This is a genomic window from Lysobacter sp. HA18 (assembly GCF_054057595.1).
In genome coordinates, this window is sequence record NZ_JBSRZL010000001.1 from 1,715,140 (window position 1) to 1,738,999 (window position 23,860).

Consider the following 23,860-nt stretch of genomic DNA (forward strand, 5'->3'; position numbering starts at 1 on the left):
GCTATGCTGCGGCCATGGCGACCGACACGCTCCTGAAGGCGAATCCGCGGCTGGCCTTTCTTGCCGCGCCGACACCCGAAGCCCAGGCGGCGCGCACCGCGCTGGTCGATGCGCACGGCGATACGCCGCCGGCCGAAGCCGACGTGATCATCGCGCTCGGCGGCGACGGCTTCATGCTGCAGACGCTCCATCGTCACGCCGCGCTGTGCAAGCCGGTGTACGGCATGAAGCTCGGCACCGTCGGTTTCCTGATGAACCAGCAGCGCATCGATTCACTGGTCGAGCGCATCCACGCCGCGGAGCCCGCCGTGCTGCGGCCGCTCGAAATGATCGTGCAGAGCGAGTCGGGCGCGACGGTGGGGTCTCTCGCGTACAACGAAGTCTCGTTGCTACGGCAGACGCGACAGGCGGCGCACCTCAGCATCGATCTCAACGGGCAGACGCGACTGGAAGAACTCATCTGCGACGGCGTGCTGGTGTGCACGCCCGCCGGCAGCACTGCGTACAACTTCTCCGCGCACGGGCCGATCCTGCCGTTGGGTGCGAACGTCATCGCACTGACGCCGATCGCCGCATTCCGCCCGCGTCGCTGGCGCGGTGCGGTGCTCAAGGCCGACACCGAAGTGCGCTTCAAGGTGCTCGATCCGCTGAAGCGGCCGGTCAGTGCAACCGCCGACTCGCATGAAGTGCGCGATGCGATCGAAGTGACGATCCGCGAATCACGCGATCGCACGGTCACGCTGCTGTTCGATCCGGAACACAATCTCGAAGAGCGCATGCTCGCCGAACAGTTCACCAGCGGCTGATCGCACTACGACGTTTCGACGCGAGCTTGGCGTCTGGCTAACGCACGCATCGCAACGATAGAGGCCTCGATCCGGAGGCCGCGATGAAAGCCGAACTCAAGTCCGTATCCGACCAGGTCATGGTCATCACCGGTGCCAGCAGTGGCATCGGTCTCGCAACCGCGCTGATGGCGGCCGAGCGGGGCGCGAAGCTCGTACTCGTCGCGCGCAGCGGCGAAACGCTGGAAGAGATCCAGCGCGGTCTCGCCGACGTACGCGGCGAAGCGATCGTCTGCCCGGCCGACGTCGCCGACCGCGAAGCGCTCGAAGCCGCGGCGCAGAAGGCGGTCGAACGCTGGGGCCGCATCGATACATGGATCAACGACGCCGGCGTGTCAGTGTACGGCCGCCTCGATGAAGTCAGCGAGGAAGACAGCCGCCGCCTGTTCGACACCAACTTCTGGGGCACGGTGAACGGCTCGCTGGTCGCCCTGCCTTACCTGAAGCGACAGGGCGGGGCGCTAATCAACGTTGGCAGCGAAGTGTCCGATGCGGTGATCCCGCTGCAGGGCATGTATGCCGCGAGCAAGCATGCGGTGAAAGGGTTTACCGATGCGTTGCGCGTCGAACTCGAACTGATCGACAAGGTGCCGGTGGAAGTCGTGCTGATCCAGCCGACGGCGGTCGACACGCCGTATCCGCAGCACGCGGCGAACTACATGGCCGAAGAGCCGAAGTTGCCGACACCGATGATCGAGCCCGAGGACGTCGCCGAAGCGATCCTCAAGGCGGCGGAGAAGGGCGGCCGCGACATCAAGGTGGGCGCGATGTCGAAGATGAACACGATGACGTCGAAGCTGATGCCGAGCGTCGGCGACCGCATGTCCGCCATGCAGGCCGATCGCCAGCAGCGCGACGAGCCGGCGTCGCGCGATCGCGAAGGCGCGCTGTATCGCGCCAGCGAGGACGGCCGCACGCACGGCACGCCGAATCCCTGACCGCAACGAGGAGATCGATATGACGCGTGGACTGGGCGGCGAATCGCCGTCGAACGTGGAGCGTTACCTGGCCGGTGTCAGCTACCCGGCGACCAAGGGCGACCTGCTGCAGGCGGCGCAGGCCAACGACGCGCCGCGCGACATCATGCGGCTGATCGAGCAGATCGACATGGAGCAGTTCGGCGGCCCGCAGGACGTCATGAAGGGCTACGGCAAGCTCAATTGACACAGGCGCGGCCGGTCGCCGGCAATGGCGGCCGGCCGCGGCGCGGGCGTGCAGAATAGGCGCATGCCCGACCGCGACGCCGACCCCCTGATCGTTGCCATTTCCTCCCGGACGCTGTTCGACCTGGAGGAGGGCCACGACCTGTTCGAACGCGAAGGCCTCGAGGCGTACGCGCATTTCCAGCGCAGCCACGAGAACGACGTGCTCGCGCCGGGCATCGCGTTCCCGCTGGTGCGAAAGCTGCTGCGCCTCAATGACGGCGCGCCGCCGGAAGCGCCGCGCGTCGAGGTCATCCTGATCTCGCGCAATTCGGCGGATACAGGCCTTCGCATCTTCAATTCGATCGCCCACCACGGGCTGTCGATCCGTCGCGCGGCTTTCAGTAATGGCGCGCCGCCGTATCCGTACATCCGGCCGTTCAATGCGGACCTGTTCCTGTCCGCGCATGGCGAAGACGTACGTGCCGCGCTGCAGGCCGGCGTCGCCGCCGCAATGCTGCTGCCGTCGTCATCGCCGAGCGCGTTGTCTGCAGGCGCTCGCAATCCCGATCAGCTACGCATCGCGTTCGATGGAGACGCCGTGATCTTCGACGACGAAGGCGAACGCGTGTCGCGCGAAGGTGGCCTCGCGGCATTCACCGAGCATGAAATGCAGCGTGCGGGCGAGCCCTTGTCGGGCGGGCCGTTCCGCGGCTTTCTCGACGCGCTGCATCGACTGCAGCAGGCGTTCCCCACGGGCGACGACGCGCCCATCCGCACCGCGCTCGTCACCGCGCGCAGCGTGCCCGCGCACGAACGCGTGATCCGCACGTTGCGAGAGTGGGGCATTCGCCTGGACGAAGCGCTCTTCCTCGGCGGTCGTCCGAAAGGACCGTTCCTCGAAGCATTCGGCGCGGACATCTTCTTCGACGATTCCGAGCACAACATCGTCTCGGCACGTGACCACGTCGCCGCGGGCCACGTGCCCCACGGCGTCGCCAACGTTCCGCGCTAGCCGGTCAGGCTGCCGACGAGCCGGTCGACCGGCAGGCGCACGTCCGTCAGGCGCCAGTGCAGCCCATCACGGGTGAACACGAACACGATCGGCACGCCATCGGCGTTCTGCACGGTGGCGGTGAAACGCGATGCCGACTCGTAGTCGTAATGCGCGCCGCGCAGCGGATCGAACTGTTGTTCCGGCGCCTGCGAACGTTCGGGCGGATAACCCATCGCGCGACGGATCACGCTGCGGCCCTGCAGGATCGCGCCGATGCCCGCAGGCGTCGCCAGCGCATCGACCACGCCGCCGGTCATCGTCGACGTGACCTGCCGGCCGAGTTCCTTGAGGCGGCTGTCGGTCGACGGGTCGCCCATCTTGCGGGCGAGGTAGTCCTCGAGCTGCGCCTTGACGCTCGCGCGCACCAGCGGGAAGTCGACGTCGCGATCGAGCGTGCGCATGTCGCCTTTCTGCACGGCCGCGCTGATCGAGCGCACGGTGAGGAACGGTCCGGCCGCGACGTAGCCGACGACGGCCAGCACGGCGACGAGGAGGAGGGCGATCAGGGTCTTCATCGGGCGCAGCCTAGCGAATGCGCGTGAGGAGTTCGCCGAGAGGGCGTCAGACGACGGGCTCCGGCGCGATCGCCGCGCGTACGCGGTTGCGGCCTTCGCGCTTGGCGCGATACAGCGCTTCGTCCGAACGCGGCACCAGCGTCCGAAGGCTTGCGCTGTGCGGCTGGCCGTCGCTCCACGCGACGCCGAGGCTCGCGGTGACGCCGAAACCTGGCGCGAAAGGCTCGCAATCGATCAGTTCGACCGCCGCGCGGATCCGCTCGGCCACCGTCATCGCCTGTTCCAGCGTGCAATCGACGAGCAGCAACGCGAATTCGTCGCCGCCCCAGCGCGCGGCGATGTCGCGCTGCCGCGCCTGCGCACGGATCACGTCGGCGATTGCCTGCAATGCGATGTCGCCCGCGGCATGTCCGTGGAGATCGTTGATCGGCTTGAAGCCGTCGACGTCGACCAGCATCAGCGCGACCGCATGGCCCTGCGCGAGATGTTCGAGTTCCGCGTCGAGCGCCTGGTCGAGAGCGCGACGATTCGACAGCAAGGTGAGTGCATCGGTGCGTGCGAGCCGCTCGGCGATGCTGGTCTGCACCTGCAGCGCATGCGTGCGCTCCTCGACGAGTGCGCGCAGCCGGCGCTGGCTGCGTCGCAGCTGACGGATGCGCGCGCCGTAGGCGAGGGCGAGCAGCAGGATTGTCGACGCCACGATCAGCGCCCACACCAACGGACGCTGCCACCAGTACGGCTCGATCGTGAACGTCAGGCCGCCGCGCGCGACCGCCGGCTCGCCCGGAACCCAAGCCTCGACGCGCAGATGGAAATCGCGCGGCGGCAGGCGGGTGAACTGCACCTCGCGGCTGTCACCGAGGTCGACCGACGTCGACGTAAGCCCGTCGAGGCGATAGCGGTAGTGCACGCGCTGCGCATTGATCAGCGTCGGCGATACGAAGCGCACGACGATGCGGTGGTCGCCCGGTGCGAGCGTCGATGCGACATGCGGATCAACCGCACGACCATCGACCTCGAAGCGTTCGATGGTGACCGGCGGCAGAGGAAGCGAGCGACGGACCGCGGCTTCGGGATCGAGTCGCGCGACGCCGATCGCGGTCGCGACCCAAAGACGTCCTGCGTCGTCGAGCGTGGCCGCAGGCATGGAGCCGCCATTCGCCTGCGCGGACATCATGCCGTCCGCGCGACCGAACAGATGCACGTCGATACGTTCTCGACGCTTCGCCGCGACATCCTCAAGTTCAGCCATGCGCAGTCGCGCGATGCCTTCGTTGCCCGTCAGCCAGAGCCGGCCCTGCGCGTCGCGCACCGCAGCGAAGATCTTCTCGAACGGCAGTCCTTCGGCGCGTGCAACGCGTTGCGGGCGCGAGCCGTCGTGATCGATGCGGACCAGGCCGCGATCCGTCGCGAGCCAGAGCGCGTTGCCGTCGACCGACGAAACGAAGCTGTAGACGTACTGCGCATCGGTATCGCCCAGGTCCATCGCCTGCGCGCGTCCATTGCGGATCACCGCGGCGCCCGAACTGGTTCCGACCCAGACCGAGCCGTCGGCGTCCTCATGTAGCGCGAGTACGAACTCCGCGGGCAGCCCGTCGTGCGCGCCGTAGACACGCTGCTGCGCGCCGTCGAGCATCACCACACCCTGCTTGGTGCCGACCCAGATGCGGCCGTCGTGCGCGGCGAGCACGGCGCGTACTTCGTTCGACGGAAGCCCGTCGCCCATGGTGACGTCGCCGACGACCTTGCCGTCGTGCAGGCGCAGTACGCCGTCGTGGAAGGTGCCGACGAGCAGGTCGCCGCTGCGGTCTTCGGCAAGCGCGAGCACCGAAACGTCGGCGAGGTGCGTGCCGAGCCCGACGCGGGTGATCGCGCCGGTCGTGGTGTCGATGCGATCGAGCCCTTGGCCGCTGCCAACCCACAGCGTGCCGTCGTGCGTGACGAGCGTCGCGCGCACGAAGTCGTCGGCGAGGCCGTCCTTGCGGGTGAAGGTGTGGATCGGCGCGGCGCGCAGTCGCACGAGGCCGCCGTTCGTGCCGACCCACAGGCTGCCTTCGTTGTCGCGACCCAGCGCGAGCACGCGGTTGTTCGGCAGGCCCTGCGGCGCATCCAGCCATTCGATGCGGTCGCCTTCGACGCGCGCGAGCCCGGCGTTGTTGGTGCCGACCCAAGTCGCGCCGCTGGCGTCGCGCCAGATGCGCGTCGCGGTGCGCGTCGCGAGGTCGGGATGGAGCAGGCGCGCCGCGCCGCGGTCATCGACCAGCGCGCCATGCTCGGTGCCGACCAGCAATCCGCCGGACGGCAGTGCGAACAGCGAGAACACGGGGCCGGCGGTCAGGCCATTCTCGCCAGCCGCGACCGCTCGATCACCTTCGACGCGCGCGAGGCCGAGGCTCGTCGCGACCCAGATGCGACCTTTCGAGTCGCGGGCGAGCGCATTGACGGTATCGCTCGGCAGGCCGGCGGTCGCATTGATGGTGTGTCGATGGCCGTCGGGGTCGATGCGGACCACGCCGCTTCGTGCAGTGGCGACCCAGAGTCGGCCATTCGGTTCTTCGAGAAGATCGGTGACCAACCCATCGACCGGCGGACGCGAGTCCCAGCGACCGGCATGCCAGCGCACGATGCCGCCGCGCGCGCTGCCGGCCCAGAGGTCGCCCTTCGGGCCGATGTGCAATGCGCGAACGCTGTCGTCGACGAGGCCCGGAATGTCGTCTCGCCGGTACAGGCGGAATTCGTGGCCGTCGTAACGCGCCAGGCCTTCCCAGGTCGCCAGCCAGAGATAGCCGTCGGAGGTCTGGCCGATGCCGTTGATTGTGCTGTGTGGAAGGCCGTCGCGCGTGGTCCACGACTCGACGAAGTCGTCAGCCAGTGAGTGAGCGGCTAACGCCGGAAGGCAAGCGAACGCGAGCACGGCCAACAACGCGAAAACGCCACGTCGCAGCGACGTGCGAAGGCGCGTGTGCGTACTGGCGCGGACACGCGCGCAGGCACGTGCCTTCAGCGATGCTGCCATCGACCTCGACCGGTTGGATCCCCCGCAGCTACTTTGCCACGGTGCGAGCGCGGCGTTTGCCCAACCGGACCGACGGCGTACCCGGCCGTACGGCCGGTGGCCGGTCAGGCGATCTCGGCCTGCCGCTCGCGGCCCCAGGCGTCCACCGCATCGAGCACCGCGCAGATGCGCTCGTCACCTGCACGTTCGGCGCGCAGCGTGCGTAGCTCTTCGAAGAAGGAGTCGAACGTGTATTCCGAGCACGTGGTATCGGCGAGACGCTCGCGGCGATAACCGTTCCAGCGCTCGTGCTCGTCGTGGCCCAGCGAATCGCGCCAGTTGCGCGCGCGATAGCGGAACAGCAGCTCGGGAAGTCGCGCGTCGTTGAAGTGGAAGTCGATGCCGCCGAGGTGCTGCGGCGGCGTGCCACGCACGTCAGGAAAGCGCAGGCGGTCGGCATCGGGCAGGAAGCCGTCGTAAAGCGATGCGTCGCAGTCCGATGCGCCACGATCGGGCACCGATGCGAAGACGCGGCGCACTTTCTCGGCGATCTCGTGCGCGCGTTCGCGCAGGCGCGCAGCGTTGCGCTCGATGCGATCGACATCGATGCGCAGGCGATCGAGGTCGGCGGGCCGCAGGTGATCCCAAGCGACGATCGCCGGGCACCGGTTGAGATGGATTTCCTTCAGCGCGACGCGTTCGGTGCCGCCGGGCAACTCGTCCTGTTTGACGTAGAGCCGGGCGGCGATCTCCGTTGGATCGAGCGATAGCAACGCGTCCGGGTCCTGGTCGAGATCGAACACGACGACGCGATTGCCGATGCGCGGATGCATCGCGAGCGGGATCACCGGCGCCGCGCAAAGGCGACTCGCCGGGAAGCGTTGCGAGACGTGCAATACCGGCGTCATCGCCGCGACGTCGAGTAGGCTGCCCGCGAAGCGTTTATCGCGCAGCTTGAGGCAGTAATCCCACAGGCGCGGTTGCGCTGCACGCAGACGCTGGCCGAGACCGATGAGCGCGCGCACGTCGCTCAGTGCTTCGTGCGCATCGCCGATACGCACGCCGTTCGCGTTCGCGAGACCTTCGAGCGTGAAGCTCGGCGTACCGTCGTCGCGGTAGACCCAGTTGATGCCGTCCGGGCGCAGCGCATGCGCAAGACGCATGACGTCGAGCAGATCCCAGCGGCAGTTGCCACCGCGCCACTCGCGTTCGTAGGGGTCGTAGAAGTTGCGGAAGAACCCGTGGCGCACGAACTCGTCGTCGAAACGCAGCGAGTTGTAGCCGGCGGTGCACGTGCCCGGCCGCATCATCTGCTCGTAGATGCGCGCGAACGCTTCGGCTTCGTTGACGCCGTGCTCGCACGCATGTTGCGGCGAGATGCCGGTGATGGCGGCCGCCATGGGCGAGGGCAGCAGGTCGTCGGCCGGCTTCACGTAGAAGCAGATGTCGTCGTCGATCTGCTCGAGGTTCGCGTCGGTGCGGATGCCGGCGAACTGCGCGATGCGGCTGCGACGCGGACACGCGCCGAACGTCTCGAGGTCGTAGAACAGGAAGCTCGACGTCACGCGTCGGCCTCGAGCGGCGGTAGACGTTCGGCAACGAGGCGATCGGCGAATTCACGGTCGATGGTGTCCAGCGACCCATGCCCACGCGTGACCTCCGCCAGTAGCTCGCGCTGAAGGCGGCCGCGCTCGAACGCAGTCGCGTACGGAATGCGCATGAAGGTGACCATCGAATAGCGCGGGACGAACCGGTCGGGATGCTTTGCGGCGAGTTCGCGTTCCAGCGCACGCTGCAGCAGGTAATCGTCGTCGTCGACGCGATCGCGCATTTCGAGATAGTTCTCGAGCGCCATCTGCTGGATGGCTCGCGCGTTCGGCAGGCGCTCGGCCTGGAAGGCAGCGAATGCGGATGCGCGGTCCGGCGCGCGGTCGAGATGTTCGGCAAGCGCGACGCAGTCCTCGAACGCGCAGTTCATGCCCTGGCCGTGGAACGGCACCATCGCGTGCGCGGCGTCACCCAGCAGCACGGCGTCGCCGTCCAGATGCCAGCGATCGAGGTAGAGCGTGGCGAGTACGCCGGTCGGGTGCGCGTCGAAATCGCGTTCGAGATCGGGGATGAGCGGCGACGCGTCGGCGAATTCGCGCTCGAAGAACCCGCGTGCTTCTTCGCCGTTGCGGACAGTGTCGAAGCTCGGGTCGCCGTGGCTCGGCAGGAACAGGGTGACGGTGAACGTGCGCTCGTCGTTCGGCAGTGCGATGCACATGTAACGGCCGCGCGGCCAGATGTGCAGCGCGTTCGGCTCGATGCTGAAGCCGCCGTCGTCCGCCGGCGGGATCTCGAGTTCCTTGTAGCCGTGGCCAAGGTTTTCGGTGCGTTCGCCGAGATCGGCGCGTCGGCTCATCGCCGCACGTAACGCAGAACCGGCGCCATCCGCACCGACCAGCGAATCGAAACCGACGTGGAAACCGTCCTCGCCCGTGGTGCCGAACGTCGCGATGCGTCGGTCGAAATCGACGTCGACGAGACCGCGATCGAAATGCAGGCGCACGCCGGCGGCTTCGGCGATCTCCAACAGGATGATGTTGAGTTCGCCGCGGTGCACCGACCAGATGACTTCGCTGTCGTCGCGGCCGTAGCGCTGCAGGTCGGTGCGCCCGTCGGCGAAATGCACCATGCGGCCGCGCATCATCACCGCGTGCGACATCACCGCTTCGTCAGCACCGGCGAGGTCGAGCGCATATCGGCCACGCTCCGCCAGCGCCAGGTTGATCGATCGACCGCCCGCATAACCGCGAACGCGCGGGTCGCCGCGCTTTTCGTAAACCTCGACGCTCCAGCCCCGGCGCGCCAGCAGCGTGGCCAGCAACGCGCCCGCGAGGCCGGCGCCAATGATCGTGATGCTGCGGGGGCTGTCGCTCACGTGCAGATCCATCCGGTCGTCGTCGGGCGAGTGTAGTGGCAGCGACGCGCCGTGGCGCCGCGGTTCAAGGCGATGAACGACGCGATCAGGCCGCCGGCGCCCAGCGCTCGACCTCGCGCACGAACCGCAGCACGTCGGCATGCGTGTTGTAGAGCGGGGCGGGCGAGATGCGGATCACGTCGGGCTCGCGCCAGTCGCCCAGCACGCCGTTCGCGGCGAGATGGTCGAACAGCGCACGGCCCTGCTCGCGTCCGCCGTGCACGCGCAGGGACAACTGGCAGCCGCGCTGCGCGGTATCGCGCGGCGTCAGGATGTCGAGCACGTGCGAGAGGCGGGCGTCGATCAGCGCTTCGAGATAGCCGGTGAGCGAGCGCGACTTCTCGCGCAGCGCGGGCAGCCCGGCGCGGTCGAACAGCTCCAGCGATGCACGCAACGGCGCCATCGACAGGATCGGCGGATTGCTGAGCTGCCAGCCGTCCGCGCCCGCGGCGGGCACGAAGTCCGGACCCATGCGAAACCGCGTCGACGCGTCGTGGCCCCACCAGCCGGCGAAACGCGGCACGTCCTCGCGCGAGTGGCGCTCGTGCACGAACGCACCGCCGACCGCGCCAGGCCCGGAGTTCACGTACTTGTAGTGACACCAGGCGGCGAAGTCGGCATCGCTGTCGTGCAGCGCGAGGTCGAGGTTGCCCACCGCATGTGCCAGGTCGAAGCCGCACATCGCGCCGGCGTCATGCGCGAGTTTCGCGATGCGCTTGAGGTCGAATGCCTGGCCAGTGCGGTACTGCACGCCCGGCCATAGCACTAACGCGAGGCGGTCGCGATTCGTCTCGATGGCGCGTTCGATCGCCGCCATCGAGATGGTGCCGCTCGGCGAGTCGGGCTGAACTTCGATGAGGTCCGTCGCGGGGTCGAAACCGTGGAATGCGACCTGCGATGCCGTGGCGTGCCGGTCCGAAGGAAACGCGCCGGCTTCGATGAGGATGGCTGGGCGCTGGGGCGTCGGCCGGTAGAAGCTCACCATCAGCAAGTGCAGGTTGGCGGTGAGCGTGTTCATCGCCACGACTTCGACCGGCTTCGCACCGACGAGCCGCGCGAGTGGTTCGCGCACGAGCTCGTGGTAGTTCATCCATTGCGCGTCGCCGGTGAAGTGGCCTTCCACCGCGTCCTCCTCCCATTTGCGCAGCACGGTTTCGACGTGCGCGCGAGCGCCGCGTGGCTGCAGTCCCAGCGAGTTGCCGACGAAGTACGCCATCGGCTCGCCGTTATGACGCGGGACCAGGAACTCGTCGCGGAAGGCGCGCAGCGGGTCCGCGGCGTCGAGGGCGGCGGCGTGCGCGTCGGAAAACAACTCAGTCATTGATGGGATTCAGGCGAAGCGGGACAGCGGAAGGCCCAGCCAGTCGAGCGCGGTGCCGTGATAGAGCCGCGCGCGGGCGGCTTGGTCGAGTTCGAGCGCGGCGATGCCCGCGCCGGGCTCCTGCTCGCCGAGCGGGAACGGGTAGTCGGTGCCGAGCATCACGCGGTCGACGCCGCAGGTGTCGAGCAGGTATTCGAGGGCACGCGGATCGGCGACCCACGAATCGAAGAAGAAACGTGACAGGTAGTCGCGCGGATTGCGCGGGTTGTCGGTGGCGACGAGGTCGGGGCGCATGTTGAAGCCGTGCTCGATGCGGCCGATGGTGTACGGAAACGAACCGCCGCCATGCGCGAGGCAGATCTTCAGCTTCGGCAAGCGCTCGAGCACGCCGCCGAAGATCAGGCAGCACGCGGCGCGCGACTGCTCCGCGGGCATGCCGACCAACCACGGCAGCCAGTACTTGGGCATCGATTCCGTGCCCATCATGTCCCACGGGTGCACGAGGATGGCGGCGCCGAGTTCGGACGCGGCCTCGAAGAATTCGAACAGCTCCGGCGCGTCGAGGTTCCAGTCGCCGATGTGGCTGCCGATCTGCACGCCCTGCAGTCCGAGCTGGTCCATGCAGCGCTCGAGTTCCTGCACGGCAAGGCGTGGGGACTGCAGCGGCACGGTGCCGATGCCCGCGTAGTTACGGGGATAGTCGTTGACCGTCTGCGCCATGTGGTCGTTGAGCGCTTGGTGCAGTTCGAGCGCGTGCTGCGATTTCGCCCAGTAACTGAACATCACCGGCACGGTGCTGATCACCTGCACCTGCACGCCGAAACGCGCGTAGTCGTCGATGCGTTCCTGCGGATCCCAGGTCTTGCTGAAGATCTCGCGGAAGAACTTGCCGTCCTTGTAGATGCGGTGGCGGCCGTCGTCCGTGTGATGGATCACCGGGAAGCGGGCGTCACCGTACTTGCGCGCAAGGTCGGGCCAGTCGCGCGGCAGGTAGTGCGCGTGTGTGTCGATCTTGAGCATGTGTCAGGTGATGTCCGCTTCGGAGGTCGCTTGCAGCTCGTAGCGGCTGGGCCGCGGATTGAGATGCCCGCAGTTCTTGCAGGTGCGCAGGTGGTTGTCGCGATAGAAGCGTTCGAACACGCGGAAGAAGTCCTGCTCGATGTCGACGAGGTGGAAGAACTCCTCGTACACCTTCGCGTTACAGCGCTCGCAGAACCACATGAGCGCATCGTCCTCGTGCGCAAGGCGACGACGTTCGATGACCAGCCCAACGCCGCCGGCGCTGCGCTGCGGGCTGTGCGGCACGCGCGGCGGCAGGTAGAACATCTCGCCGGCGCGAATCGGAATGTCGCGCACCGCGCCGTCTTCCTGGATGCGCAGCACCATCTCGCCTTCGAGCTGGTAGAAGAACTCCGGGCCTTCCTCGAAGTGGTAATCCGTACGCGCGTTCGGCCCGCCGACGATCATGACGATGTAGTCGCCATCGACGATGCACTTGTTGCCGACGGGCGGCTTGAGCAGCTCGCGATGCTCGTCCACCCACTTCTGCAGGTTCAGCGCGTCCGGCAGTTTCACGACTTCAGCACCGCCACGCACTTCATCTCGACCGCGATCGGCGTCGGCAGGTAGCTCACGCCGACCGTCGTGCGGCATGGCGCGTTCTCCGGGTTCGGGAAGTATTCCGCCCAGATCTCGTTGAACACGCGGAAGTCGTGGGGAAGATCGGTGAGGTAGACGGTGACGTCGATGAGGTCGTCGAGCTTGGCGCCCGCGGCATCGAGCACGTTGCGCACGTTGCGGAACACCGCGCGGCACTGTGCTTCGATGTCGTAGCTCATCAGCTTGCCTTCGGTGTCACGCACGTCGCCGCTGACCTGGTTGGTGTCCGGGTCGCGCGGGCCGATGCCCGACAACAGCAGCATGTTGCCGACGCGGCGTGCATGCGGGTAGCTGCCGACGGGACGCGGCGCGTTGTCCTTCAGGATGATGCTGTCGCTCATGCGGTTCGCTCCGGGGATTCGATGTGGGCCAGCGCGCGGTCATACGCGTCGGCGAGTGGTGTCGTGCGGTCGACATGCAGGCCGAGGTCACGCACCAGGCCGTCCTCGAGTCGATAGCACCACGCGTGCACGGTGACGTCCTGACCACGCGACCAGGCGTCCTGCAGGATCGACGTGCGCGCGACGTTGACCACCTGTTCGAGCACATTCAGTTCGCACAGCCGGTCATGCATCGCGTGTTCGTCGCCCAGCGGCTGCAGATGCGCCTGGTGCTTCTCCGCGACGTCGGCGACGTGCCGCACCCAATTGTCCGCCAGGCCCAGTCGCCGCTGCGTCAGCGCCGCGTGCACGCCGCCGCAACCGTAGTGGCCGACGACTAGGATGTGCCGCACTTTCAGCACGTCGACCGCGAACTGCAGCACCGACAGGCAGTTCAGGTCGGTGTGCACGACGACGTTGGCGATGTTGCGATGGACGAACACTTCGCCCGGTGCCATGTCGATGATCTGGTTCGCCGGAACGCGCGAATCCGAACAGCCGATCCACAGGAATTCGGGCGCCTGCTGTTGCGACAGGCGGCCGAAGAAGCCGGGGTCTTCGCGCTCGATGCGGGCGGCCCAATCTTTGTTGCGGGCCAGCAGGTCGTCGAGGGTTTCCGTCACTCGCAGTTCTCCAGGCAAATGCCGACGTTCTTGGGTTCGGTGAAAAAGCGCATCGCCTCCCAGCCGCCTTCGCGACCGAGCCCCGATGCGCCCGCGCCGCCGAACGGCGTGCGCAGGTCGCGCTGCATCCAGGTGTTGATCCAGACCATGCCGACGCGCAGCGACGCGGCGAGACGATGCGCACGGCCCAGATCGCGCGTCCATACCGATGCCGAAAGCCCGTAATCGCCGCAGTTCGCGAGCGAAAGCGCCTGCGCTTCGTCGTCGAACGCCTGCAGCGTGACCACCGGGCCGAAGATCTCCTCGCGATTGGTCGCGCAGTCCGCGCCGAGTCCGTCGATCACCGTCGGTTCGAGATACCAGCCCGGGCGATCGATGCGATGTCCGCCGCAGAGCAGGCGTCCGCCTTCGTCGACAGCGCGCTGGATCGCGGCGCTGACGTTCTCGAAATGCGCCTCCGACACGAGTGGACCCATGTCGCTATCGGTATCGATCGGGTCACCGATGCGGAGCGTGCGCGCGCGCTCGACGAAGGCGTCGACGAACTCGTCGTGGATTGACCGCTCGACAAGCATGCGCGACCCGCAGAGACAGATCTGCCCGGTGTTCTGGAACGCCGAGCGCACCAGAAGGTCGAGGTGTTCGCGCCACGGGCTGTCGGCGAACACGATCGTCGCGTTCTTGCCGCCGAGTTCCAGCGAAACCTTTTTGAGCAGCGGCGATGCGATACCGGCGATGCGCCGACCGACCGCCGTGCTGCCGGTGAACGTGACTGCCTTGACGTCGCTATGCGACACCAACGGCTCGCCGACGTCCGGCCCGCGGCCGTGCACGATGTTGAGTACGCCCGCAGGCAGACCGATCTCGCCGCACAGCTCGCCGAGCAGAGTCGCCGTCCACGGCGTGATTTCCGAAGGCTTGGCGACCACCGTATTACCCGCCGCAAGCGCCGGCGCGATTTTCCAGGTGAGCAGATAGAGCGGCAGGTTCCAAGGCGAGATCGCAGCGACGACGCCGAGCGGCGAGCGCAGCGTGTAATTGAGCCCGGCCTCGCCGTGGTGCGACTCGCTCGCGAACTGCGTCGCGGCGTGGGCGAAGAAGCGGAAGTTCGAGATGGCGCGCGGGATCTCGATGGCGCGCGTCAGGCGCAGCGGTTTGCCGGCGTCGCGGGACTCGGCAGTCGCGAAGGTCTCGAGTTTTGCTTCGATGGCGTTGGCGAGCTTCTCCAGCCACTCGGCGCGCTCGCTGTTGCGAAGTGCCGCCCAGGCGGGCGCCGCGCGCTTAGCGGCATCGACCGCCGCTTCCACGTCGGCCGCATCGCCGGCGGCGACCTCGGCCACGACGCGGCCGCTGGCCGGTTCGTGCACGTCGAGCCAACGGTCCGCGCGAGGCGGAACGGACTGCCCGTCGATCCAGTGATTCAGTCGCATGTCGACAGCTTAACGGACGCGCCTTCGCGGCCCGTTGCGATCAGATCGACTGCATGCGGCCGCCATCGACCGCGAGGCTGACGCCGTTGACGTAGCCGGCGGCCGGCGAGCACAGGAAGGCGATGACCGACGCGACCTCGGCTGCTTCCGCGAACCGGGCGGCCGGCACGGTGCGGCGCATGCCGTCGGCGACCTCATCCTCACTCTGGCCGGTTGCCTTCGAGCGATCGGCGAGGATCTGCGTTAGCCGCGCGGTCTTGGTGTAACCCGGCAGCACGTTGTTGACGGTGATCCCGTCGGCCGCGAGCTCGCGCGACAGCGTCTTCGCCCAGCTCGCCACCGCGCCGCGCACCGTATTCGAGACGCCGAGGTTCGGAATCGGCTCGCGCACCGATGTCGAAATGATGTTCACGATGCGGCCCCACGCCGCGCCTTTCATGCCGGCGACAACCGCCTGCACCAGCGTCTGGTTGGCGAGAACGTGGCGTGTGAACGCGTCGCGGAAGGCGTCGAGCGTGGCGGTATGCGCGGGCCCGCCGGGCGGGCCGCCGGTGTTGTCGATAAGGATGTGCACGGGTTTGCCCGACACCACGCCTTCGACCTTCGCGCGCAACGCGTCGAGATCGCTGACATCGGCGGCGATCCAGCCGTGCGCCTGCGCGCCGCGAACGGGCAGGGCATCGGCGACCTGCAGCAGCACTTCGGGGCGACGCGACAGCAGCGTCACGTCGGCGCCGAGCAGCGCGAGTTCGTACGCAGTCGCGCGGCCGATGCCTTCGGAGGCGCCGCAGACGAGCGCGTGGCGGCCGGTGAGGTCAAGATCCATGGATCAGGCTCCTTCTTGCGTCGATTCGAGAGTGGCGCGCATCCACGCGGCGACGTCGCGATCGCCGGCGTCGGTGGACGACGCAAGCCGATCGATCACCGCGTGGCGGTTGGCGAGCGGATGGTTCTGGCTGAGCTTGGCCTTGAACTCGACGTGGTCGACGACGACGCGCAGCCCGACGATGCCGCGCAGTTGCACGCGCTCGGCAGGATCGTTCGCGTCGTAGCGCCAGTCGCCACCGACGCGCGATTCGTGCACGTCGCCAAGTGCGGTCAACAGATCGCCAAGCGCGTCTTCGTCATCGAACCATTCGAGCGCGCCGCTCAGATGGGCGACTACGTAATTCCAGGTTGGCACGCGCGCCTGCTCGGCCTTGTCCACGTACCAAGTCGGCGACACGTAGGCGTGTGGGCCCTGCAGGATGACTAGCGCGCGTCCGCGATGACGTGTCTGCGGATTCGGCCGTGCGAGGTGACCGCGCAGCACGATCGAATCGCCGTCGCGCGCGTACAGCATCGGCAAGTGCGAGACGGTCGGCGTGCCGTCGTCGACGGTGATCAGGGTTGCGAAAGGATGCGCCGCCGCGAGCGCGTCGAGTCGCGAGAGATCGCGCTCGTCGAAGGCTCGCGGCAGGTAGAGCGTCACTGGCGTCGCGGCAGCTTGACGATCATCTGCGGACGCAGCGCGTCGTCGCTGGTGCCGCGCGGCGGCGTGAGTGCATCGAGGTCGAAGCCGCGCGTGTCGGCATCGTCCGCATCGAGGCCTTCGAGCGAGACGAACTCGGCGTCCATCAACGCGGCGCGCGCGCTATCCTCGCTGTCGTAGGGCAGGGTGGCGCCGTCGCAGTCGAGAACTTCGGCGGTGCCGGCCTCCAGCACGCGAAGGCGCGCCCAGATCAGCGTGCCGCCCGCGGTTGCGAGCCACCATTGGTCCTGCGACATCGTCATGCTCCCATCCAGTACGACACCAGCCACAGCAGCCACGCGAGCAGCAGGCCGACGATGATCGTCAGCAGCGAGATGCGCGCGGGCCCTGCGAGGCCGGTCAGGTTGCGGTCCGGCATGCCGCGATAGCGACCGAGCAGCAGCCACTTCCACGCGCTCAGGCGGAAAAACGCGTTCGGCCCGAGCTCGTTGGCGAGCTCGGGATGCCGATCGCGGATATGCACGAGCGCCAGCGGCCAGAAGATCACCAGTGCACTCGCGCCGGCGATCGCCGTCGCGACGAAGCACAGGGCGAGGAACAGGATCATCAGTAGTCGGCCTGGCCCGGTGCGCGCGGGTAGGGGATGGCGTCGCGGATGTTCGACAAGCCACAGACGTAGACGACGAGCCGCTCGAATCCGAGGCCGAAGCCCGCGTGCGGCACCGTGCCGTAGCGACGGAAATCGCGATACCAGCCGTAGTGTTCGCCGTCGAGGCCGAATTGCGCCATGCGCTTGTCGAGCATGTCGAGGCGCTCTTCGCGCTGGCTGCCACCGATGATTTCGCCGATGCCCGGCGCGAGCACGTCCATCGCGGCGACGGTCTTTCCGTCGTCGTTGAGGCGCATGTAGAACGCCTTGATGTGCTCGGGATAGTTCATGACGACGACCGGGCGGCCGACGTGCTGCTCGGTCAGCCAGCGCTCGTGCTCGGTCTGCAGGTCCAGACCCCATTCGACCGGGAACTCGAACTTCTCGCCGGACTTCTGCAACAGCGTGATCGCGTCGGAGTATTCGATGCGCTCGAACGGCGCGTTGACGAAGGCTTCGAGACGCGTGATCGCATCCTTCTGCACGCGCTCGGCGATGAACGCCAGGTCGTCCGCGCGCTCGGCGAGCACGGCGCGGAACAGGTATTTGAGGAAGCGCTCGGCGAGGTCGGCGTTGTCGTTGAGATCGGCGAACGCGATCTCCGGCTCGATCATCCAGAACTCGGCGAGATGGCGCGTGGTGTGCGAGTTCTCGGCGCGGAACGTCGGGCCGAACGTGTAGACCTTGCTGAGCGCAAGGCAGTAGGCCTCGACGTTGAGCTGGCCCGACACCGTCAGGAATGCTTCCTTGCCGAAGAAGTCGCGGCTGAAATCGATCGCGCCCTTGCCGTCGCGCGGCAGGTTGGCCATGTCGAGCGTCGACACGCGGAACATCTGGCCCGCGCCTTCGGCGTCGGACGTCGTGACGATCGGCGTCGAGATCCAGTAGAAGCCGTTCTCGTGAAAGAAGCGGTGCACCGCCTGCGCGAGCGTGTTGCGGATGCGCGTCACCGCGCCGAACAGGTTGGTGCGCGGGCGCAGATGCGCGACTTCACGTAGGAACTCGAGCGAATGCGCCTTCGGCTGGATCGGATACGTCTCCGGGTCTTCGACCCAGCCGACGACTTCCATCTCAGTCGCCTGAAGCTCGAATGCCTGGCCCTGGCCCTGCGACTGCACGACGTTGCCCGTGGCGATCACCGCGCAACCGGCGGTCAGCCGCTTCACCTCGGACTCGTAATTGGCGAGGTCGGCCGGTGCCACCACCTGGATGGGCGCGAAGCACGAGCCGTCGCTGACGTTGACGAAGCTCAGCCCCGCCTTGGAATCGCGGCGCGTGCGGACCCAGCCGCGCACCGTGACTTCGCCACCTGCCGGCACCTTGCCCGCGAGCACCTGCTCGACGCTCATGATCGTCATGCGCTGACCGTCCGTCCTGATCTTGATTTACGGGCCGGTCGGCCCGACGTGGGATGCAGAGTTTACGTGCTGTCGCAGGGCCTTTGCGGCCAGCTGCCTATACTCGTCCCGCACGATCCGCCGCACTGGAGTCTTCATGGCCGTCTCGCTCGCCCCCGCCGCCCTCGACCGCGTCCGCCGCTACCTCAGCGAGACGCCCGACGCGCTGGGCCTGCGTTTCGGCGTCAAGAAGACGGGTTGCTCGGGCTGGCAGTACGTCGCCGACCTCGCGAAGGCATCGAGCAACGACGACCGGATCTTCCTGCAGGACGACGTGCGCATTTACGTCGACCAGGCCAGCCTTGCGATCGTCGACGGTACCGAGATCGACCTCGTGCGTCAGAAGCTCGGCGAGCAGTTCGTGTTCCGCAACCCGAACGTGCGCGGTGAATGCGGTTGCGGCGAGAGCTTCACGACGGCCGACGACGTCTGATCCGCGACCGCCGCACGGGCGGCGCGTCGACAAGCGGCGCTAGACTCGGGCGATCCCGTCCGGAGTCCGCCCGATGCTTCGTCCGCTGCTGCTCGCCGTCGCGCTGTCGACGTTGGTTCCTGTCGTTTCAAGTGCTGCACCCGCGCCCGCACCGGCAGTGACGAACGCCGCGACCACGGCGTTGCATCGGTTCTTCGACGAACAGTGGGAACGCTACCTGCGCGAGAACCCCGAGCTCGCCACGACCGAGGGCGACACCCGCTACAACGATCGCTGGATCGACGCCAGCCTCGAGTCCTTCGCGCGCATCGAAGCCGAGGATCGTGATGCGCTCGCGCAGTTGAAGGCGATCGACCGCAGCGCGCTGTCCGACGCCGATCGCGTCAACTACGACGTCTACCTCTGGAGCGCCCAGCACGCGGTCGATCGCCAGCGCTTCGAGGAATGGATGATGCCGGTGACGCAGCTGGGCGGGATCCAGAGCGTCGACGGCATCGTCGAGTACATGCAGTTCCGGACCGTCAAGGATTATCAGGACTGGCTCAAGCGCCTCGACGCACTGCCGACGCTCATCGAGCAGAACGAGGTGATCCTGCGCGCGGGCATGAAGGCCGGCCGCACGCCGCCGCGCGTGTTGATGCAGCGTGTTAGCACGCAGCTGCGGTCGCAACTGGTCGACGATGTCACCAAGAGCCGGTTCTACTCGCCGTTTCTCAAGTTTCCGGATTCGGTTCCCGCGGCCGAGCGCGAACGCCTGCAGTCGCAGGCCAAGGACGTCATCGCGCGCAAGATCATCCCGGCGTACCGCGAATTCGCGACGTTCTTCGACAAGGAATACATCCCGGCTACGCGCACGAGCACGGCAGCCACCGATCTGTCCGATGGCCGCGCGTACTACGACTTCCTCGCTGGCTACTTCACCACGACCAACCTGACCGCGGACCAGATCCACGAGATCGGCCTGAAGGAAGTCGCCCGCATCCGCGGCGAGATGGAGAAAGTGAAGGCGGAAGTCGGCTTCAAGGGCGACATGCCGGCGTTCTTCCAGTACCTGCGGACCGACCCGAAATTCTTCAAGAAGACGCCCGACGACCTGTTCGAGGCGTACGCAGCGACGGCGAAGCGCATCGACCCCGAGCTGGTGAAGGTCTTCCGCACGATTCCACGGCTGCCCTACGGCGTGCGCCCGATTCCCGACGCCGTTGCGCCTGACCAGACGACCGCCTACTACCAGCCGGGTGCGTCCGACGGCAGCCGGCCGGGCTTCTACTACGTCAACCTCTACAAGCCCGAGACGCGGCCGACCTGGGAGATGGTCCCGCTGTCGCTGCACGAGTCGGTGCCGGGCCATCACTTCCAGTTCGCCCGCGCGCTGGAACTGCCCGACGCCCCGATGTTCCGTCGCACGGCGTATTTCATCGCCTACAGCGAAGGCTGGGGCCTGTACGCCGAGCGCCTCGGCTACGACATGGGCCTCTACGACGACCCGTACGACCGCATGGGTCAGCTGGCGTACGACATGTGGCGCGCAGTGCGGCTGGTGGTCGATACCGGCATGCACGCGAAGGCCTGGAGCCGCGACCGGGCCATCCAGTATTTCATGGACAACTCGCCCAAGACCCGACAGGACGTGGTCAACGAGATCGACCGCTACATCAGCTGGCCGGGGCAGGCGCTGGGCTACAAGATCGGCCAGATGAAGATCTCCGAGCTGCGCGCGAAGGCGGCCCGCGAGCTGGGCGACCGCTTCGACCTGCGCGACTACAACGACGCCGTGCTCGAGACCGGCTCGGTGCCGCTGTCGGTGCTGGAAACCCACATCGACGAGTGGATCGCTGCCCGCAAGCAGGCGCCGGTCGCGCCCACTCACTGAACCCGCCAGTTGCCCGAAACCGGCCCGCCGGTTTTCACGCGGTTTGCACGTAACCCATTGAGCTGACATAATTTCCGGCTCCGCGGCCGTTGGTCGCGGCGACCTTGCTCCACTGCTGCTGCACGCAGGGAGCTGCCCGGCGCCACGCGCCGTATCCACAAGGAAACGAAAATGCGTCATTACGAAGTCGTGTTCCTGGTCCATCCGGATCAGAGCGAGCAGGTCCCGGCGATGATCGAGCGCTACAAGTCGCTGATCGAAACCGCGGAAGGCAAGATCCACCGCCTGGAAGACTGGGGCCGCCGCCAGCTGGCGTACCCGATCCAGAACCTGGTCAAAGCTCACTACGTGCTGCTGAACATCGAGGCCTCGCAGGCCACGATGAACGAGCTGGTCGACAGCTTCCGCTTCAACGACGCGGTGCTCCGCCACCTCGTCATGAAGCGCGACGGTGCGGACACCGAGCAGTCGCTGATCATGAAGTTCAAGGACGAGAAGGGCGACAAGGGCGAGCGTGGCGATCGCCGCCGCCGTGACGACGATGGCGACGGTGCACCCGCTGCCGACGCCTCCGACACCGCCGAAGCCGCCTAAGGAATCCGACCCATGTCCAAGTTCTTCCGTCGCCGCAAGTTCTGCAAGTTCACGGCCGAAGGTATCAAGGAGATCGATTACAAGGATCTCAACACCCTTCGCCAGTACCTCACCGAGACCGGCAAGATCGTCCCGAGCCGCGTCACCGGTACCAAGTCGAAGTACCAGCGCCAGCTGGCCACGGCGGTCAAGCGCGCCCGTTTCCTGGCGCTGATCCCGTACACCGACAACCACAACGCCTGAGTACGCGTCGTTCGTAGGGAGTCCGCGTCAACACGCGGGCTCTTCGACGAAACACCGCGACTTTTTCCATTCGGACAGCGATCCGCTGTGGCGGTGACCGGCAGACGCCGGGCCGCCACTAACGAATACGGAGCATCACCATGCAGCTCATTCTTCTCCAGAACGTGACTAACCTCGGCCGCCTCGGCGACAAGGTCAACGTCAAGCCGGGTTACGGCCGCAACTTCCTCGTTCCGCAGGGCAAGGCCACGCCGGCCACCGCGTCGAACCTGGCCGACTTCGAGGCGCGCCGCGCCGAGTTCGAAGCCAAGGCCAAGGCGCAGCTCGAGGGCGCCGAAGCCCGCCGCGCCGCGCTGGAAGGCGCCGAGGTCACGATCGCCGCCAACGCTTCGCCGGAAGGCAAGCTGTTCGGCTCGGTCACGCCGCGCGACATCGCCGAGCAGCTGTCCAAGCTCGGCCACAAGGTCGACAAGTCGGAAGTGGTGCTGGGCGAAGGCCCGTTCCGCCGCACCGGCGAGTACGACGTCATCGTGCGCATGCACGCCGACGTCGAGCAGACCGTCAAGGTGATCGTGGTCGGCGAACAGGCCTGATCCACGCATCATCGCGACAAGCCGAAGGGCGCCTCCGGGCGCCCTTCGTCGTTTCCGGCCGCGCAAAACAGCGTCTGCGTGGCGCGAATCCGGACGGCGCGGACAGCCCGTTCGTGATCGCAATCCGCGAGACAGCGCCGTGCGACAACGGCTGCGACTTATCCCGACTTACCCACAGACTTATCTGCAACGGACGCAGGCTTCCGCTGGCTAGGATGCGGCGGGGAACATCGCGCCGCGAACGCGGCAGAGAGCAGCAACGACGATGAGTGCACGCGCCGGCTTCCGCAACGAAAAGCGCTTCGAGACGCGCGCCGAGCAACGCGTCGACCAGTTGAGGGTGCCGCCGCAGTCCGTGGAGGCCGAGCAGGCCGTGCTCGGCGGTTTGATGCTCGCGCCCGACGCCTACGACCGCGTTGCCGACCAGCTCAGCGACGGCGACTTCTATCGTCGCGACCATCAGCTCATCTATCGCGCGATCCGCGAGCTCGCGGAGAAGAACCGCCCGTTCGATGCGGTGACGCTCGGTGAATGGTTCGAGTCGATGGGGCAGTCGGAAACGGTTGCCGGCGGTGCGTACCTGATCGAACTCGCGAGCACCACGCCGTCGGCTGCGAACATCGCCGCGTATGCGGAGATCGTGCGCGACAAGGCGATCCTGCGGCAGCTGATCGAAGTCGGCACCGACGTCGTCAACAACGCGTTCCAACCGGACGGCCGCGAGAGCGGCGAGATCCTCGAGGAAGCCGAGCGCGAAGTGCTGGCGATCTCGCAGGCCAACCGCACGGGGCGCGAGGACTTCACGCCGGTCACCAAGGCGCTGTCGGAAGCGTTCGACGAACTGCAGACGCGCTATGCGAACGGCAGCGGCGTCACCGGCCTTCCGACCGGTTACACCGAGTTCGATGAACTCACCGCCGGTCTGCAGAAGACCGACCTGATCATCCTTGCCGCGCGTCCGGCGATGGGCAAGACCACGCTCGCGCTCAACATCGCCGAGTTCGCGGCGTTCAAGAGCCGCCTGCCGGTCGCGGTGTTCTCGATGGAAATGTCGGCGTCGCAGCTCGCGATGCGCCTGATCTCGTCCGTTGGCCGCGTCAACGCGCAGCGCCTGCGTACCGGTCAGCTGGAAGACGAGGACTGGAGCCGTGTCACGGGTGCGATCCGCCAGCTGCGCGAGGCCAAGGTGTTCATCGACGACGAGCCGGGCCTGTCGCCGGTGAAGCTGTCGTCGAAGGCACGACGCCTCAAGCGCGAGCACGGCCTCGGCCTGATCGTCATCGACTACCTGCAGCTGATGTCGGTGCCCGGCAACAACGAGAACCGCGCGACGGAAATCTCCGAGATCTCGCGCTCGCTGAAGGGCCTGGCCAAGGAGCTCGGTGTGCCGATCATCGCGCTGTCGCAGCTCAACCGATCGCTGGAAACGCGTACCGACAAGCGGCCGGTGATGGCCGACCTTCGCGAATCCGGCGCGATCGAGCAGGACGCCGACATGATCGTCTTCATCTACCGCGACGATTACTACAACAAGGAAAATTCGCCGGACAAGGGCCTCGCCGAAGTCATCATCGGCAAGCAGCGAAGCGGCCCGACCGGCTCCTTCAAGCTGAAGTTCTTCGGCGAATACACCCGCTTCGACAACCTTTCACACGACTCGATCGGTTCGTTCGAATAA

25 protein-coding genes are annotated in these 23,860 nt (G+C 67.0%); 10 read left to right on the plus strand and 15 right to left on the minus strand.

Features of this window, described 5'->3' with window-relative positions; all coding sequences use genetic code 11:
• Positions 1 to 32: 32 nt before the first annotated feature.
• The 4 genes from ACVWWW_RS08595 to ACVWWW_RS08610 all read left to right on the plus strand — a co-directional run bounded on the left by ACVWWW_RS08595 (position 33) and on the right by ACVWWW_RS08610 (position 3,002).
• Positions 33 to 806, plus strand: coding sequence for an NAD kinase (locus tag ACVWWW_RS08595; RefSeq protein ID WP_027083043.1), 774 nt, complete (start codon positions 33 to 35; stop codon positions 804 to 806).
• Between the two features lie 83 nt (positions 807 to 889).
• Positions 890 to 1,783, plus strand: a complete 894-nt coding sequence (locus ACVWWW_RS08600) for an SDR family oxidoreductase (protein ID WP_027083044.1) — start codon at positions 890 to 892, stop codon at positions 1,781 to 1,783.
• Positions 1,784 to 1,802: 19 nt separating this feature from the next.
• Positions 1,803 to 2,009: a DUF2795 domain-containing protein gene (locus ACVWWW_RS08605; protein WP_027083045.1), complete on the plus strand. Its 207-nt coding sequence runs from the start codon at positions 1,803 to 1,805 to the stop codon at positions 2,007 to 2,009.
• A gap of 63 nt (positions 2,010 to 2,072) precedes the next feature.
• Complete coding sequence (locus ACVWWW_RS08610; protein ID WP_027083046.1) at positions 2,073 to 3,002, plus strand: 5'-nucleotidase; 930 nt, start codon at positions 2,073 to 2,075, stop codon at positions 3,000 to 3,002.
• On the opposite strand, the gene ACVWWW_RS08615 is transcribed toward ACVWWW_RS08610, so the two are convergent.
• The 15 genes from ACVWWW_RS08615 to asnS form a co-directional block, all read right to left on the minus strand.
• Complete coding sequence (locus ACVWWW_RS08615) at positions 2,999 to 3,559, minus strand: DUF2939 domain-containing protein (RefSeq protein ID WP_027083047.1); 561 nt, start codon at positions 3,557 to 3,559, stop codon at positions 2,999 to 3,001. The genes ACVWWW_RS08610 and ACVWWW_RS08615 overlap by 4 nt on opposite strands.
• A gap of 46 nt (positions 3,560 to 3,605) precedes the next feature.
• Positions 3,606 to 6,575 (minus strand): ligand-binding sensor domain-containing diguanylate cyclase, encoded by a 2,970-nt coding sequence (locus ACVWWW_RS08620; protein ID WP_051235138.1) that lies wholly within the window; start codon positions 6,573 to 6,575, stop codon positions 3,606 to 3,608.
• A gap of 104 nt (positions 6,576 to 6,679) precedes the next feature.
• Entirely contained in the window at positions 6,680 to 8,119 is a 1,440-nt protein-coding gene (sbcB, locus tag ACVWWW_RS08625) for an exodeoxyribonuclease I (RefSeq protein WP_027083048.1), read from the minus strand.
• A complete protein-coding gene (locus tag ACVWWW_RS08630; RefSeq protein ID WP_027083049.1) occupies positions 8,116 to 9,477 on the minus strand; it encodes an FAD-dependent oxidoreductase in 1,362 nt (453 codons plus the stop codon). Before ACVWWW_RS08630 ends, sbcB begins: the two co-directional genes overlap by 4 nt.
• A gap of 85 nt (positions 9,478 to 9,562) precedes the next feature.
• Entirely contained in the window at positions 9,563 to 10,837 is a 1,275-nt protein-coding gene (gene kynU, locus ACVWWW_RS08635) for a kynureninase (protein WP_027083050.1), read from the minus strand.
• A 9-nt stretch (positions 10,838 to 10,846) separates the two neighbouring features.
• Complete coding sequence (locus tag ACVWWW_RS08640; RefSeq protein WP_027083051.1) at positions 10,847 to 11,857, minus strand: amidohydrolase family protein; 1,011 nt, start codon at positions 11,855 to 11,857, stop codon at positions 10,847 to 10,849.
• Between the two features lie 3 nt (positions 11,858 to 11,860).
• Positions 11,861 to 12,412, minus strand: a complete 552-nt coding sequence (locus ACVWWW_RS08645) for a 3-hydroxyanthranilate 3,4-dioxygenase (protein ID WP_051235448.1) — start codon at positions 12,410 to 12,412, stop codon at positions 11,861 to 11,863.
• Positions 12,409 to 12,837 (minus strand): RidA family protein, encoded by a 429-nt coding sequence (locus ACVWWW_RS08650; protein WP_027083052.1) that lies wholly within the window; start codon positions 12,835 to 12,837, stop codon positions 12,409 to 12,411. The genes ACVWWW_RS08645 and ACVWWW_RS08650 overlap by 4 nt, the downstream gene beginning before the upstream one ends.
• On the minus strand, positions 12,834 to 13,499 hold the full coding sequence (gene can / locus ACVWWW_RS08655) for a carbonate dehydratase (protein ID WP_027083053.1): 666 nt from the start codon (positions 13,497 to 13,499) through the stop codon (positions 12,834 to 12,836). Before can ends, ACVWWW_RS08650 begins: the two co-directional genes overlap by 4 nt.
• A complete protein-coding gene (locus ACVWWW_RS08660; protein WP_027083054.1) occupies positions 13,496 to 14,929 on the minus strand; it encodes an aldehyde dehydrogenase in 1,434 nt (477 codons plus the stop codon). The genes can and ACVWWW_RS08660 overlap by 4 nt, the downstream gene beginning before the upstream one ends.
• Positions 14,930 to 14,969: 40 nt before the next feature.
• The gene (locus tag ACVWWW_RS08665) at positions 14,970 to 15,755 is read right to left on the minus strand and encodes an SDR family oxidoreductase (RefSeq protein ID WP_027083055.1); all 786 of its coding nucleotides are present in this window, start codon (positions 15,753 to 15,755) and stop codon (positions 14,970 to 14,972) included.
• A 3-nt stretch (positions 15,756 to 15,758) separates the two neighbouring features.
• Positions 15,759 to 16,400: an FMN-binding negative transcriptional regulator gene (locus tag ACVWWW_RS08670; RefSeq protein WP_027083056.1), complete on the minus strand. Its 642-nt coding sequence runs from the start codon at positions 16,398 to 16,400 to the stop codon at positions 15,759 to 15,761.
• Entirely contained in the window at positions 16,397 to 16,702 is a 306-nt protein-coding gene (locus ACVWWW_RS08675; RefSeq protein WP_036141968.1) for a hypothetical protein, read from the minus strand. The genes ACVWWW_RS08670 and ACVWWW_RS08675 overlap by 4 nt, the downstream gene beginning before the upstream one ends.
• Complete coding sequence (locus ACVWWW_RS08680) at positions 16,699 to 17,007, minus strand: hypothetical protein (protein ID WP_027083058.1); 309 nt, start codon at positions 17,005 to 17,007, stop codon at positions 16,699 to 16,701. The genes ACVWWW_RS08675 and ACVWWW_RS08680 overlap by 4 nt, the downstream gene beginning before the upstream one ends.
• Positions 17,007 to 18,407 carry an asparagine--tRNA ligase gene (gene asnS / locus ACVWWW_RS08685; protein ID WP_027083059.1) on the minus strand — a complete coding sequence of 467 codons (1,401 nt, stop codon included), beginning with the start codon at positions 18,405 to 18,407 and terminating at the stop codon, positions 17,007 to 17,009. Before asnS ends, ACVWWW_RS08680 begins: the two co-directional genes overlap by 1 nt.
• A 136-nt stretch (positions 18,408 to 18,543) precedes the next feature.
• On the opposite strand from asnS, the gene ACVWWW_RS08690 reads away from it, so the two are divergent.
• From ACVWWW_RS08690 to ACVWWW_RS08715, 6 genes are all read left to right on the plus strand, one after another.
• On the plus strand, positions 18,544 to 18,879 hold the full coding sequence (locus ACVWWW_RS08690; RefSeq protein ID WP_027083060.1) for a HesB/IscA family protein: 336 nt from the start codon (positions 18,544 to 18,546) through the stop codon (positions 18,877 to 18,879).
• A 73-nt stretch (positions 18,880 to 18,952) separates the two neighbouring features.
• Positions 18,953 to 20,752: a DUF885 domain-containing protein gene (locus ACVWWW_RS08695; RefSeq protein ID WP_027083061.1), complete on the plus strand. Its 1,800-nt coding sequence runs from the start codon at positions 18,953 to 18,955 to the stop codon at positions 20,750 to 20,752.
• Between the two features lie 171 nt (positions 20,753 to 20,923).
• Positions 20,924 to 21,346 carry a 30S ribosomal protein S6 gene (gene rpsF / locus ACVWWW_RS08700; RefSeq protein ID WP_027083062.1) on the plus strand — a complete coding sequence of 141 codons (423 nt, stop codon included), beginning with the start codon at positions 20,924 to 20,926 and terminating at the stop codon, positions 21,344 to 21,346.
• 12 nt (positions 21,347 to 21,358) lie between these two features.
• On the plus strand, positions 21,359 to 21,589 hold the full coding sequence (gene rpsR, locus ACVWWW_RS08705) for a 30S ribosomal protein S18 (RefSeq protein ID WP_027083063.1): 231 nt from the start codon (positions 21,359 to 21,361) through the stop codon (positions 21,587 to 21,589).
• Positions 21,590 to 21,729: 140 nt separating this feature from the next.
• On the plus strand, positions 21,730 to 22,182 hold the full coding sequence (rplI, locus tag ACVWWW_RS08710; protein ID WP_027083064.1) for a 50S ribosomal protein L9: 453 nt from the start codon (positions 21,730 to 21,732) through the stop codon (positions 22,180 to 22,182).
• Positions 22,183 to 22,447: 265 nt separating this feature from the next.
• A complete protein-coding gene (locus tag ACVWWW_RS08715) occupies positions 22,448 to 23,860 on the plus strand; it encodes a replicative DNA helicase (RefSeq protein WP_027083065.1) in 1,413 nt (470 codons plus the stop codon).

What these genes read in the sequence shown, in the direction of transcription:
- ACVWWW_RS08640 (WP_027083051.1), bottom strand. Translation starts at nt 11,857, where the DNA reads ATGCTCAAGATCGACACACACGCGCACTACCTGCCGCGCGACTGGCCC.
- asnS (WP_027083059.1), bottom strand. Translation starts at nt 18,407, where the DNA reads ATGACGATCATGAGCGTCGAGCAGGTGCTCGCGGGCAAGGTGCCGGCA.
- ACVWWW_RS08695 (WP_027083061.1), top strand. Translation starts at nt 18,953, where the DNA reads ATGCTTCGTCCGCTGCTGCTCGCCGTCGCGCTGTCGACGTTGGTTCCT.
- kynU (WP_027083050.1), bottom strand. Translation starts at nt 10,837, where the DNA reads ATGACTGAGTTGTTTTCCGACGCGCACGCCGCCGCCCTCGACGCCGCG.
- ACVWWW_RS08620 (WP_051235138.1), bottom strand. Translation starts at nt 6,575, where the DNA reads ATGGCAGCATCGCTGAAGGCACGTGCCTGCGCGCGTGTCCGCGCCAGT.
- ACVWWW_RS08660 (WP_027083054.1), bottom strand. Translation starts at nt 14,929, where the DNA reads ATGCGACTGAATCACTGGATCGACGGGCAGTCCGTTCCGCCTCGCGCG.
- rplI (WP_027083064.1), top strand. Translation starts at nt 21,730, where the DNA reads ATGCAGCTCATTCTTCTCCAGAACGTGACTAACCTCGGCCGCCTCGGC.
- ACVWWW_RS08605 (WP_027083045.1), top strand. Translation starts at nt 1,803, where the DNA reads ATGACGCGTGGACTGGGCGGCGAATCGCCGTCGAACGTGGAGCGTTAC.
- ACVWWW_RS08715 (WP_027083065.1), top strand. Translation starts at nt 22,448, where the DNA reads ATGAGTGCACGCGCCGGCTTCCGCAACGAAAAGCGCTTCGAGACGCGC.
- ACVWWW_RS08680 (WP_027083058.1), bottom strand. Translation starts at nt 17,007, where the DNA reads ATGATCCTGTTCCTCGCCCTGTGCTTCGTCGCGACGGCGATCGCCGGC.
- ACVWWW_RS08650 (WP_027083052.1), bottom strand. Translation starts at nt 12,837, where the DNA reads ATGAGCGACAGCATCATCCTGAAGGACAACGCGCCGCGTCCCGTCGGC.
- ACVWWW_RS08675 (WP_036141968.1), bottom strand. Translation starts at nt 16,702, where the DNA reads ATGACGATGTCGCAGGACCAATGGTGGCTCGCAACCGCGGGCGGCACG.
- rpsR (WP_027083063.1), top strand. Translation starts at nt 21,359, where the DNA reads ATGTCCAAGTTCTTCCGTCGCCGCAAGTTCTGCAAGTTCACGGCCGAA.
- ACVWWW_RS08690 (WP_027083060.1), top strand. Translation starts at nt 18,544, where the DNA reads ATGGCCGTCTCGCTCGCCCCCGCCGCCCTCGACCGCGTCCGCCGCTAC.
- rpsF (WP_027083062.1), top strand. Translation starts at nt 20,924, where the DNA reads ATGCGTCATTACGAAGTCGTGTTCCTGGTCCATCCGGATCAGAGCGAG.
- ACVWWW_RS08610 (WP_027083046.1), top strand. Translation starts at nt 2,073, where the DNA reads ATGCCCGACCGCGACGCCGACCCCCTGATCGTTGCCATTTCCTCCCGG.
- ACVWWW_RS08615 (WP_027083047.1), bottom strand. Translation starts at nt 3,559, where the DNA reads ATGAAGACCCTGATCGCCCTCCTCCTCGTCGCCGTGCTGGCCGTCGTC.
- ACVWWW_RS08665 (WP_027083055.1), bottom strand. Translation starts at nt 15,755, where the DNA reads ATGGATCTTGACCTCACCGGCCGCCACGCGCTCGTCTGCGGCGCCTCC.
- ACVWWW_RS08600 (WP_027083044.1), top strand. Translation starts at nt 890, where the DNA reads ATGAAAGCCGAACTCAAGTCCGTATCCGACCAGGTCATGGTCATCACC.